At 61.9% G+C, this 12,011-nt stretch carries 9 protein-coding genes; all 9 read left to right on the top strand.

Annotation, left to right across the window (positions count from 1 at the left end; genetic code table 11):
* The first annotated feature begins 60 nt into the window (after positions 1 to 60).
* The 9 genes from M0639_RS20960 to M0639_RS20920 all read left to right on the top strand — a co-directional run bounded on the left by M0639_RS20960 (position 61) and on the right by M0639_RS20920 (position 11,980).
* The gene (locus M0639_RS20960; protein WP_003946317.1) at positions 61 to 702 is read left to right on the top strand and encodes a ScbR family autoregulator-binding transcription factor; all 642 of its coding nucleotides are present in this window, start codon (positions 61 to 63) and stop codon (positions 700 to 702) included.
* A gap of 286 nt (positions 703 to 988) precedes the next feature.
* A complete protein-coding gene (locus tag M0639_RS20955) occupies positions 989 to 1,435 on the top strand; it encodes a holo-ACP synthase (RefSeq protein ID WP_064074056.1) in 447 nt (148 codons plus the stop codon).
* Entirely contained in the window at positions 1,428 to 1,670 is a 243-nt protein-coding gene (locus M0639_RS20950; RefSeq protein ID WP_003946296.1) for an acyl carrier protein, read from the top strand. Before M0639_RS20955 ends, M0639_RS20950 begins: the two co-directional genes overlap by 8 nt.
* Complete coding sequence (locus M0639_RS20945; protein ID WP_003946288.1) at positions 1,667 to 2,857, top strand: acyl-CoA dehydrogenase family protein; 1,191 nt, start codon at positions 1,667 to 1,669, stop codon at positions 2,855 to 2,857. The genes M0639_RS20950 and M0639_RS20945 overlap by 4 nt, the downstream gene beginning before the upstream one ends.
* A complete protein-coding gene (locus M0639_RS20940; RefSeq protein WP_064074057.1) occupies positions 2,854 to 3,810 on the top strand; it encodes an amino acid--[acyl-carrier-protein] ligase in 957 nt (318 codons plus the stop codon). The genes M0639_RS20945 and M0639_RS20940 overlap by 4 nt, the downstream gene beginning before the upstream one ends.
* Positions 3,810 to 4,796 carry a DUF1839 family protein gene (locus M0639_RS20935; protein ID WP_064074058.1) on the top strand — a complete coding sequence of 329 codons (987 nt, stop codon included), beginning with the start codon at positions 3,810 to 3,812 and terminating at the stop codon, positions 4,794 to 4,796. The genes M0639_RS20940 and M0639_RS20935 overlap by 1 nt, the downstream gene beginning before the upstream one ends.
* A gap of 2 nt (positions 4,797 to 4,798) precedes the next feature.
* A complete protein-coding gene (locus M0639_RS20930; protein WP_064074059.1) occupies positions 4,799 to 7,381 on the top strand; it encodes a glycosyl hydrolase 2 galactose-binding domain-containing protein in 2,583 nt (860 codons plus the stop codon).
* 128 nt (positions 7,382 to 7,509) lie between these two features.
* A complete protein-coding gene (gene mfd / locus M0639_RS20925; protein ID WP_064074060.1) occupies positions 7,510 to 11,136 on the top strand; it encodes a transcription-repair coupling factor in 3,627 nt (1,208 codons plus the stop codon).
* Positions 11,137 to 11,143: 7 nt separating this feature from the next.
* On the top strand, positions 11,144 to 11,980 hold the full coding sequence (locus tag M0639_RS20920; RefSeq protein WP_007728872.1) for a nucleoside triphosphate pyrophosphohydrolase: 837 nt from the start codon (positions 11,144 to 11,146) through the stop codon (positions 11,978 to 11,980).
* Positions 11,981 to 12,011: the final 31 nt, after the last annotated feature.

Here is a 12,011-nt window from a genome sequence, read left to right as displayed (position 1 = left end):
ACGCTGTGAACGGGTAAGACCAAGAATTCGTTCGATGTGTGGTGATTGGAGGCCGGATCGATGGTGAGGCAAGAGCGGGCAGAAGCCACCCGTGATTCGGTGCTGCGCGGAGCAGCGGGTGTGTTCTTGCGCCTGGGCTATGCCAATGCCAGCTTGAGCGAGATCATCGCCGAGTCGCAGGTGACCAAAGGCGCCCTGTACTTCCATTTCGGGTCCAAGGAAGAACTCGCGCGGGCCGTGATCGACGAGGGTTCGGCACGTTTCGACGCAAAATGTGAGCTCTGGTTGGACCGTCGAACTCCCGCGCTCGAGTCACTGATCGGTATTTCGTCGGTCATCGTCGACATCGGTGCGCATGACGCCATGGTTAGAGCTACGTTCCGCTTGTTGGTCGAGATCGGGGACTATCGGGGCTCCGGGCCGGCGACTCTGGACGTGTGGCTCGACATTTACCGTGAACTTGCCAGCCGTGCGGCCGACGAAGGTGATCTGCGTTCGGACGCGGATTCTGCTGACATTGCTCGTTTCCTGTTGGAAGTTGCGTCGGGAGTTCGGCTGATGGCAGCCGCGACCGGGACCGTTCGTGAGCTTTCGGACTCTATGAAGGCATCGTGGAACCTGATACTTCCGATCGTGGTCCCGGAATCGAAAGTGGAGTACTTCAGGCAATTCGCGGCCCGTCGCCTTGCCAGTGATCACTGAAATCACTGGCTCTCCGCACTGCTCCTTTGGTCAATTTACTGCAAATGTCCTGGTAGGGACATTGTTCTCTTTGTTCTGCATTCGAAACAAACTAAGAGTATGTTTATAGTATTGATGGGAATCTGAAAGTCCGATCTTGCCGTCAATCTTCGGATTGCGGTATGTTCTATCGGTAGCTGAAGAATTGCTGAGAATGAAGGTTTGTCAGGGCAGGGTGACGGCGTCGGCGCACCGGGCAGCATAGGGGGCTGCCCGGCGTGTACGACCCCAGATGGGGAGTCAACAGATGGGTGACACTGCGCCGACGCCGATGCTCGACATCGGCCCGCGGATCGGCTGTGACGTAGTGAACGTCGTGGATGTCACTCGAAGTATCGAACTCTTCGGGCGGAGGTATCTCGATCGGACCTTCACCCCGCACGAATTGCAGACCTGCGCCGGGCCGGCGCGGGATCAACGATTGGCTGCACGTTTCGCCGCCAAAGAGGCGGTGGTGAAGGTACTGCGGCCTGGTGACGTTCCCGTTCCGTGGAGTTCCGTCGAAATCACTCGGGCCGAGTGGGGTGGCTGTGGGGTGACGCTGTCCGGTAATGCCGCGGAACTCGCGCGGGCCCAGGATCTGCACGATTTTCAAGTATCTATCTCGCACGAAGCGGACGTGGCCATCGCAATGGTGATCGCAACACGCTCGGGCGCTCGCATCGAAAAGAAGGACGACATCGCTGATGATTGATCAGGCAATTCGGAAAGTGCTCGTCGAGCACGGTCGGCTGGCAGTCGACGTGAGCACGATCGACGGAGAGGCCGATCTTTACGAGTTGGGTTTGACGTCGCACGCGAGCGTGAATGTCATGTTGGCGCTGGAGGATTCGTTCGACATCGAGTTCCCTGACGAGTTGTTGCGGAAGAGTACTTTCGCAAGCGTCAAGGCGATCGAGGGTGCGTTGACGGAGTTGGGTGCTGCATGAACGCTCCGCAATCGCAGTGCTCCACCGGAACGGCCCTCGAGCGGGCCGCACGGTTGGCCGACGAAGTTGCAGCGGTGTGGGCCGACGAAGTCGATGCAGAAGCAAGGTTTCCGCGTGAAGCTGTCGACGCCATGCGAAGCGAACGGCTGCTGTCCGTAGCTGTGCCGAGGGAACTAGGCGGCGAAGGGCTCTCGCTGCAGGAAGTGTCGCAGATCGCCCGTGTGATCGGAACACGCTGTGCAGCAAGCGGAATGATTTTCGCGATGCATCAGACGCAGATATACTCGTTGGTCAAGCACGGCAACACCGAAGCACTACGCGAGTTTGTCGAAGAAACGGTCGACAAGCAATTGCTGTTGGCATCGGCAACCACTGAGCTGGGAATCGGTGGTGACGTCAGCCGGAGTTACTGCGCGGTGGAAGACTTGGGCGGTCACCTGCTGTTGATCAAGAACGCGCCTGTCATTTCGTACGGTGAACACTCCGACGCGATAGTCGTGACGGCTCGGCGAACCCCGGAGAGTCAGCCGAACGATCAGGTTCTCGTGGTGTGTCGTACCCCAGACCTGACGCTCGAACGCACCACCGAGTGGAACACGCTGGGGCTGAGGGGAACTTGCAGTCTCGGTTACATCCTTCGGGCCACCTCGACGCCGGAGATGGTCGCCGGCGTACCGTATTCCGATATCTCCACCCACACGATGCTTCCGGTCTCGCACGTCGTCTGGAGTTCGGTGTGGTTGGGAATTGCCGACGCTGCGGTCGAGAAGGCGCGCAAGTACGTGCGTGCCGCCGCCCGCAAGCAGCCCGGGGTCACTTCCCCCGGAGCGCTGCGGCTCGCCGAAGTTGCCGCTTCGGCACAACAATTCGCCGATCTCGTCGGCGCCTCTGCACGCAGGTACGACCGCGCAGTCCACGCGGAGGAAGGCGTTGCCGATTTCGAGGCGACGGGAGCGGTGGGATTTTCGCTCGCAATGAACAACCTGAAAGTCACAGCGTCGACAGCGGTGGTGGAAATCGTGGGGCAGACAATGTTGATCTGTGGAATCTCGGGATATCGCGAGGACACCGAATTCTCGCTCGGTCGGCACCTTCGTGACGCGCACGGCGCAGCGGTGATGGTGAACAACGATCGAATCATGGCAGGTTCAGCGCACATGGCTATCGGATACCGGGGAACGCTATGACGAACGAGACTGTGACGACCGAGACTGTGACAGGCGGGACCGATCTGGATCGGGCCCGGGCTGCATTTCAACGTGAACTGCTCGTCGAAGGACTTCTCGTCGAGACGGAGGTGCCGGGACTCTACGGGCGTTCCGGAGTGTTCGAGGACATCGTCGACGGTATCGACCGAGTGGTGATTGCAGCGGGGCCAGGCGACGCCGCGACTCGGCTGCGGTTCCCGCCGGTGTTCCCGCGGAGCAGTTTCGAGCGCACCGACTACATCGCTTCGTTTCCCAACCTCACCGGCGCCATCAACACCTTCGCTGGTTCCAATCGCGATCACGCGCGACTGCTGGCCGATCGCGCCGACGGACAATCGTGGGACCGCCACCTCGAGCCGACCGAGACCATGCTCGTGTCCGCAGCGTGCCATCCTGCCTATGCGCGGTACACCGGAGTTCTGCCCGAAGGCGGCGTGCTGCTGGACATCTACGGTTTTTGCTTCCGGCACGAACCGGCGATCGATCCGGCTCGCATGCAAGCGTTTCGGATGCACGAGTTCGTGACGATCGGTGACGCCGCGGCAGCGCGAGCGCATCGCGAGCATTGGATCGAGCGGGGGCTCGAGGTGCTCGGCCGGCTCGAACTCGACGCTACCCCGGTGATCGCCAATGATCCTTTCTTCGGGCGCGCCGGAAAGATGCTTGCAGCCAACCAGCGTGAAGAGAATCTCAAGACGGAACTGACAGTTCGGCTCTACGGAGATCTCGACGAGGGCACGGCGATCGTGTCCTCGAACAACCATCTCGACCATTTCGGTATCAACTTCGACATCCGAACGGCGGAGGGGGAGGTGGCACACAGCTCGTGCGTCGGCTTCGGGATGGAGCGAATCGCGTTGTCCTTGTTGCGGACTCATGGTCTTGACGTGGCTGCATGGCCAACCTCCGTTCGTGAACGAATGGGCATCTGATGTCACGGCTGATCGACATTTCACCTGATCGCTACCGGCCCCATTCGTTGCACCAGGACGACCGCGTGTGGGCGCAGACCAACTGCTACACGGATCTGTGGATCGAAGTGTTGCATTCGCTGGGATTGGACCCCGTCCCGGCATTGGCATGTGCCTTCGCATCGCGGTTCGACGGGACTCAGTGGACGTTCCTCAAGCTCAAGGCCGAGGACATCTACGCGCTGTACGGAATCGAAGTCGCCGAGATGAACGTCTGGCGGGCACCGCTGATCCACGTCGAGGACAACCTCGCGGTTGGGATGCTGTCGACGGTTGAAGTGGACGGATACTGGCTTCCCGACACTCTTGGAACGAGTTATCACGAGGGGCACACCAAGACCACGATCGTGCCCAATCGGATCGATCGCGTTGCCGGCGAGCTCGAGTACTTTCACAACAGCGGGTACTACTTGCTGCGAGGCGACGATTTCTCCGGCGTCTTCGATCTCGATCGTTCCTCACTTCCTTCGTTCGTGCCCTACGTCGAACAGATCAGGTTGAATCCGGTTCACGCGACCAACGCCGGAAACATCGCCGAAGTGGCTCGGCGGAATGTAGCGGTTCGAGCGGTGGGTAATCCCGTGCGAGAGCTGGGACGCAAGGTGATCGACGACCTCGAATGGGTGCAGGGGGCGGGTATGGATGCCTTTCACCTCTGGTCCTTCGGGCTACTTCGTCAGTGCGGGGCCAGCGCGGAGCTGGCCGCCGACGCCAGCGAGTTCTTGGACACTGCAGGTTTCTCCGGGACAGGCGAAGCTGCGCCAGATTTCCGCAAAGTGGCATCCGGTGCCAAGAGCGTGCAGTTTCAGATGGCGCGTGCCTCCAGGGGCCGCGCGGTGGACCCGCGTGAGCAACTCGACGAGATGGCCGTGTCGTGGAAGAGGGCGATGGAAATCGTTGCCGACACAGTCGGCGTCGACTCGCATCGACACCTGAGGTTGGTCTGACAGTGCCACGTTCGTCAGCAGACCTGCTGGCCGGCGCGATATGGCGATGCGCTGCAACCGAACCCGGATCCATATCTGACCCGGATGCCCTCGAAGCCGTGACCGAGTGGGTCGCAGCGTCCGTGCCTGGAACAGTCGTCGGTGCGTTACGTGCGGCGCAAACGGACGCCGGACGCACAAAGTCCGTTTCGTCGTCTGTTTCAGAATCATCCGTTTCATCGTCGGACTGGTGGTTCGTGACTACCGTGGCCACGACTGGTGAGGGGTCGTGGCTGCTCCAGTTCGACGGTATGACGGCGTTTGCGGATGTCTGGATCGGCGGTGTCCGTGTCGCGTCCACTGAATCCATGTTCGCACCTGGGGAAGTGAGCATTCCGGCCGGAGTCGGCGCTGGTAAACGTGTCCAGGTGGCTGTTCATTTTCATTCTCTCTCCGCGATTTTGAGATCGAGGCGTCCTCGAGGACGTTGGCGCTCGTCGATGGTCCGTGAGCAGGGCCTTCGGTGGATCCGAACCACGATGCTCGGTATGGCTCCCGTGTTCAGTGGTGTGCCGGTACCGGTGGGTCCGTGGCGGGGTATCCGCTTGTTGGACAAGGGGATTGTCGCCGTAGTCTCTGCTGTCAAGCATGCGAGTGTTGACGGCACAACCGGTCGCGTTGCCGTCAGTGCTCGGCTCACCGGATTGCCGGCCTCGCTGGAGTACGTGACCGTGCGTGTCGGCGAACACTCGCGGCAATTGGCTGTATCCGCCGGACCGGATGGATTTCTCGAGGTGTCCGGCGTCGTCGAAGTGCCGGAAGCGAAGTTGTGGTGGCCGCACACTCATGGCACCCCGCGCACTTATCCGGTGACGATGGAAGCGGTCGGAGTCTCCGAGCATCTCGGTTCAGTTGGCTTCCGGACGGTGGAGGTCGACAGATCCGATGGTGGATTCCGTTTGTATGTCAACGGCATCCGGGTGTACTGCCGTGGTTCGGTGTGGGTGCCGACCGACCCGATCTCGCTTCAAGGCGACGCCGGCACCACTCGCGTCTTGGAACGCCTGGCAGAGGCCGGCCTGAACATGATTCGAATCCCGGGGACGATGGTCTACGAGAGCGACCACTTCTGGGAGGAATGCGCGCGACTGGGCATTCTCGTGTGGCAGGACATGATGTTGGCGACGCTCGATCCGCCCGACACCGACGAATTCTTCGAACTCGTTGCCTCCGAGGTCACCGAGTTCTTGCACAGAGTGCGCGGAAATCCCGCTTTGGCAGTCTTCTGCGGCGGCAGCGAGACCGAACAGCAGCCGACCATGCTGGGCTTGGTCGATCAACACATCCCGCTCATTCATTCGAGACTGCCGGAGTTGATCTCGACGGTGGCACCCGAACTCGAGTACGTGACGTCGTCCCCCTCGGCGCCTCGCGGGGGCGAGCAATTGGCAACGCATGTCGGAAGCGGGGTCGCTCACTACTTCGGGGTGGGTGCCTATCGTCGTCCACTGGCCGACGTGCTCAGCGCGCGAGTACGTTTTGCGACCGAATCATTGGCATTTTCGATTCCACCGTCGAATGCCGTGATCGAGAACGAATTCGGTTCACTCGCCGTCGCGGGGCACCACCCGGCATGGAAAGCCGCGGTGCCTAGGGACAACGGATCGTCGTGGGATTTCGAGGATGTTCGGGACCACTACGTCTACGCGCTTTTCGGCGAAGACGCTCGTGAAGTCCGGTGGTCCGACCCGGAACGCTATCTCGACCTGGGGCGAGCAGCTGTATGTGAGGCGTTCGCATCGACGCTCGGATACTGGCGTCGCCCGGACTCTCGGTGCGACGGCGCCTTGACACTCGCACTGCGAGACCTGGAGCCCGGACCGGGATGGGGGGTCCTCGATTGGAGCGGCAGCCCCAAAGCTCCGTGGTTCGTGCTCCGTAGGAGCGCCAAACCGATTGCGCTCCTCGTCACGGACGACGGTATGGACGGATTGAGGCTCGACGCGATCAACGAGACCGCCGAACCTGTCGTCGGCGAGATCAGGTTTCGAGCGCACAGTCGGTCAGGTGTCGTCCCGGTCGACGTCGCGCTACCGGTCAAGGTGGAAGCGCATTCAAGTCTGACCTGGTCCGTGGACAGCCTTGTCGGCCGTTTCACCGACCTCACTCACGTCTTTCGGTTCGGGGCGCGGACATACGACGCCGTCACCGTCACACTCGAGGACGAAGACGGCGAGATGGTGGACGAAGTGGTCCACCTCCTGGGTGGCTCGGCGCGGCCTCGCGAGCGATCGGTCGGACTTGTTGCCACAGCGCGCAACGTCGGTGACTCGGAGTGGGTAGTCGACGTCTCGACGGATGCTTCAGCCCAATACGTTGCCCTCGAACTGCAGGGCTTCGAGCCCGAAGACTCCTGGTTCCACCTCGCGCCGAACGGTCGCAGGACTGTACGCCTACGGAGAACCGGTCAGGCGACGAAAGTGATCGGTCGCGTTCGGGCGCTCAACTCGCACGTGAGTGTGGCCGTGGCGCCGCCGATCACTCCGGTCACACAATCCTCGCCGTCCAAGCGGACGTCGAAGAAGACGAGTGCTACGGGAAACTGAACGGATCGGACTGCGCTGCGAGATCGCACACCGATAGAATCGAACCGGCGCACAACTCTGCCTCGGTGGGGATATTGCGCTCGGGCTGTGCGTCCGCAACCCGTCATTACTGTTCAGGAGCGCGTTCGTTGACTTCCTTGTCCTCTGCCCAGACTGCGCTCGCTGGACTCGCCGAGGTCGCCCTCGCAGATGCCGCGTTCACTCCGGTGATCGAATCCATCGGCTCGGCCGCCTTGGACATCGTGGCTCCGAAGCCGGCTCGGCCGTTCATCGCCGCTGCACTCGCCGCTCGCACGCCGGTGCTGCTGGTGACGGCCACCGGTCGTGAAGCCGACGATCTGACTTCGGAACTCACCGAGATGCTCGGTGGAGGCGTGGCGCAGTTTCCGTCGTGGGAAACATTGCCGCACGAGCGACTGTCGCCGAGCGCGGATACCGTTGGGCGACGGGTGGAGGTACTGCGCAGACTCGCCAGACCAGACGACGCCTCGTACGGATCGCCACTTCGGGTGATCGTCACCACGGTGCGCTCTCTCGTTCAGCCGATGGCACCAGGCCTGGGCGAGATAGAACCGATCACGTTGCGCGTCGGCACCGAGATCGATTTCGATTCCGTTCTGGTTCGTCTCGTGGAGATGGCGTACAGCCGCGTCGACATGGTGGGAAAGCGTGGTGAGTTCGCGGTCCGTGGTGGCATTCTCGACCTGTTCTCGCCGACGGCGGATCATCCGGTCCGTATCGAATTCTGGGGTGACGAGGTATCGGAGCTTCGCTACTTCTCAGTTGCCGATCAGCGTTCGCTAGCGGACGTCGACGTCGATTCCGTGATCGCGCCGCCGTGTCGTGAACTGATTTTGACAGCTGATGTTCGTGATCGAGCTGCCGCACTCGCTGCTGAGAACCAGGCTGACGCGTCGTTGGTCGAGATGCTGGACAAGATCTCGGCAGGTATCCCCGTCGAGGGGATGGAAGCTCTGCTCCCGGTTCTCAAACCCGGTGAACTGCAGCTACTTTCCGATGTACTTCCTGAAGGGGCGCACATTCTTCTGTGTGATCCGGAAAAGGTGCGCACCCGCGCCACCGACCTGGTGCGCACCGGCCAGGAATTCTTGGAAGCATCGTGGACGGCGGCGTCGATCGGCGGCGCTGCACCGCTCGACACGTCGATCCTCAACGGCGGAGGAGTCGATCTCGGTGCCTCCGCGTACCGGTCGCTTCGTCATGTTCGCGAATCTGCCGAAGCTGCCGGCAGACCCTGGTGGACAGTCAGCCCGCTGGCGTCGGGAAACGGTGAAGAACTCGAACTCCCGGTGCGTGCGGCACCGCAGGTGCGCGGTTCCGACGACCTGTTGGCCGAGCTGTTCGTCAGCCTTCGGGCGCACGTGAGCACGGGCGGTCGCGCGGCGATCGTGGTGGCAGGTGCCGGAACCGCAAGCCGCGTCGTGGAGCGACTCGGTGAAGCCGAAGTGCCCGCCAAGATGCTCGATGCCGGCGCTACCCCCGCCCGTGGACAGGTCGCGGTGCTCCGCGGATCACTGCATGACGGACTGGTACTCGCCGGCGACGACTCGACGCCTGGGATGGTGATCGTCACCGAGTCCGATCTGACCGGCAACCGCGTTGCTGCGGTCGGCGACGGAAAGCGCTTGCCGGCCAAGCGCCGCAATCAGGTTGATCCCCTCGCGCTGTCGGCAGGGGACATGGTCGTGCATGATCAGCACGGTATCGGCCGGTTCGTCGAAATGGTCGAACGCACCATCGGTGGGGCGCGTCGTGAATACCTGGTCATCGAATACGCGCCGAGCAAGCGCGGTCACCCGGGCGATCGTCTGTTCGTCCCGATGGAATCGCTCGATCAACTCTCCCGATACGTCGGTGGGGAGTTGCCGGCGCTGAGCAAGCTCGGTGGATCCGACTGGGCAAACACCAAGCGTAAGGCCCGCAAGGCAGTTCGTGAGATCGCGGGCGAGCTGGTTCAGCTCTACGCAGCGCGTCAGGCTGCTCCCGGGCATGCGTTCGGCCCGGACACACCGTGGCAGAAGGAACTCGAAGACGCATTCGCGTTCACCGAGACGATCGACCAGTTGACCGTTATCAGTGAGGTCAAGGCCGACATGGAGAAGCCGGTTCCGATGGACCGGGTGGTCATCGGTGACGTCGGGTACGGCAAGACGGAGATCGCCGTCCGCGCCGCGTTCAAGGCAGTGCAGGACGGCAAGCAAGTGGCGGTGCTGGTGCCGACGACTCTGCTTGCACAGCAACATCTTCAGACCTTCACCGAACGAATGGCGTCGTTCCCGGTGAAGGTGCGAGGGCTGTCCCGGTTCACCGACGCCAAGGACTCGAAGGAAATCATCGCCGGCATGGCGGAAGGTGAGATCGACATCGTCGTCGGTACTCACAGGTTGCTGCAGACCGGTATTCGCTGGAAGGACCTCGGGCTTGTGATCGTCGACGAGGAACAGCGATTCGGAGTCGAGCACAAGGAACACATCAAGGCGTTACGCACCCACGTCGACGTCCTGACGATGTCGGCTACCCCGATTCCTCGTACTCTCGAGATGAGCATGGCCGGGATCCGCGAGATGTCCACGATCCTCACACCGCCGGAAGAACGTCATCCGATCCTCACGTACGTCGGCGCGTATGCGGACAAGCAGGTTGCCGCGGCCATCCGGCGTGAACTTCTGCGCGACGGCCAGGTCTTCTACGTACACAACCGTGTCAGCTCGATCGACAAGGCAGCCAAGAAGATCCGTGAACTCGTCCCGGAGGCTCGCGTCGTCGTCGCGCACGGTCAGATGAACGAGGACACTCTCGAAAAGACCGTGCAAGGATTCTGGGAACGCGACTTCGACGTGTTGGTCTGTACCACGATCATCGAAACCGGTCTGGACATCTCGAACGCGAACACACTGATCGTCGAACGTGCGGATTCGCTGGGCCTCTCGCAGTTGCATCAGCTTCGCGGACGCGTCGGGCGTAGTCGTGAACGTGGATACGCCTATTTCCTGTACCCGGCCGAAAAGCCTTTGACGGAAACGGCATACGACCGACTGGCAACGATTTCGCAGAATTCGGACCTCGGCGCGGGTATGGCCGTCGCGATGAAGGACCTCGAAATCCGTGGAGCCGGAAATGTTCTGGGCGCAGAGCAGTCCGGCCACGTCGCGGGGGTCGGGTTCGATCTGTACGTCAGGCTGGTCGGTGAGGCGGTCGAAGCCTTCCGGGCTGCAGCCGACGGCAAACCGATCACAATGGACGAGGGCACGAAGGAAGTCCGGATCGACCTACCGGTGGACGCGCACATCCCGCCCGACTACGTCACCAGTGACAGGCTCAGGTTGGAGGGGTACCGCAAGCTCGCTGCGGCAACTGATTCCGACGGCATCGCTGCCGTAGTCGAAGAACTGGTCGATCGCTACGGCCCACTGCCCGAAGAGGTTCGACGGCTGATCTCGGTGGCCAAGCTTCGACTGCTCTGCCGCGAGTATCAACTGGAGGAAGTCGCCGTCACCGGAACTCAGCTCAAGATCTCGCCTATGTCACTGCCCGATTCCAAACAGATCAGGCTCAAGAGGATCTATCCGAGCGCGCAGTACCGGGCAACGACCGGGCTCGTGCAACTCCCGCTGCCTCGCACCGGCGGAGTCGGCTCGGATCGCCTGCGGGACGTCGAATTGCTCCAGTACATCGCGGACTTCATCCTGGCGATTGACGGGCGCGCCGCCGGTGCCGTCCTGGTCGAGGCGTGAGCACACGGTGAACGAATCGCCCGTCGTCGTACTGCTCGATCCTTTGCGGCCGCATGTCTTTCCGCTGGAGGCGCTCCCGTTCCTGTCCGGCGCGATCGATATCGACCCGGACGTCCCCGACTCGGTACGCGGCGCACTGCCGGCCACGACACCCGGCGCCGCGGTGACTGTGATGATGGACACCGCCGAGCCGAAGATCGCGGCGTTGTCTGCCGCTGGGGTAAAGATGATTCGCGCCAAACCCATTCACGGCGATCGACTGGTGGAAGCGGCGTCGATCATGGACCGGTTGTGGAATCGCGGCGGTTGGGAGTCGACCCAGACGCACGAGAGCCTCTCCGTTTACCTCGTCGAGGAGACCTACGAGGTACTCGACGCGATTCGAAGCGACGACGAGAGCGATCTTCGGGAGGAACTCGGAGACCTGTTGCTTCAGGTGTTGTTCCACTCGCGGATCGCTCAAGCACACGGTGTTTTCGAATTGGACGACGTGGCCGGTGCATTGATCGCGAAACTCGTGCACCGCAGCCCGCACCTGGTCAGTTCCGGGGCGGTCGACATCGCTGAGCAAGAGCGGGCGTGGGACGCTTTGAAGGCTGCCGAGAAGGCTCGCGCGTCATCCATGGACGGCATCGCTCGGTCGCAGCCGCCGTTGCTCCTCGCCGAAAAAGTACTGAGCAGGGCCGCCAAAGCTGGTGTGATCGAAAGCGCCGATGAAGCTGATCTGGAAGCTCTGATCGAGCAGTGCCGACGCGCCGACACTGCACTCCTGGGCGCCCTGGACATGCTGATCGCCGACATTCGGATTCGTGAGGGAAGACGTCTCGAAGACGTGGAGGATTAGCCCACTTTGACGTAATTGCCCGGTAATCACC

Origin of the sequence: Rhodococcus qingshengii JCM 15477 (genome assembly GCF_023221595.1) — a bacterium.
Classification (GTDB): Bacteria; Actinomycetota; Actinomycetes; order Mycobacteriales; family Mycobacteriaceae; genus Rhodococcus_F; species Rhodococcus_F qingshengii.
The sequence above is the reverse complement of the archived record's forward strand: the minus strand, read 5'-3'. Positions and strand labels throughout refer to the sequence as shown.

What these genes read in the sequence shown, in the direction of transcription:
- M0639_RS20935 (WP_064074058.1), top strand. Translation starts at nt 3,810, where the DNA reads ATGTCACGGCTGATCGACATTTCACCTGATCGCTACCGGCCCCATTCG.
- M0639_RS20960 (WP_003946317.1), top strand. Translation starts at nt 61, where the DNA reads ATGGTGAGGCAAGAGCGGGCAGAAGCCACCCGTGATTCGGTGCTGCGC.
- M0639_RS20945 (WP_003946288.1), top strand. Translation starts at nt 1,667, where the DNA reads ATGAACGCTCCGCAATCGCAGTGCTCCACCGGAACGGCCCTCGAGCGG.
- M0639_RS20940 (WP_064074057.1), top strand. Translation starts at nt 2,854, where the DNA reads ATGACGAACGAGACTGTGACGACCGAGACTGTGACAGGCGGGACCGAT.
- M0639_RS20955 (WP_064074056.1), top strand. Translation starts at nt 989, where the DNA reads ATGGGTGACACTGCGCCGACGCCGATGCTCGACATCGGCCCGCGGATC.
- M0639_RS20950 (WP_003946296.1), top strand. Translation starts at nt 1,428, where the DNA reads ATGATTGATCAGGCAATTCGGAAAGTGCTCGTCGAGCACGGTCGGCTG.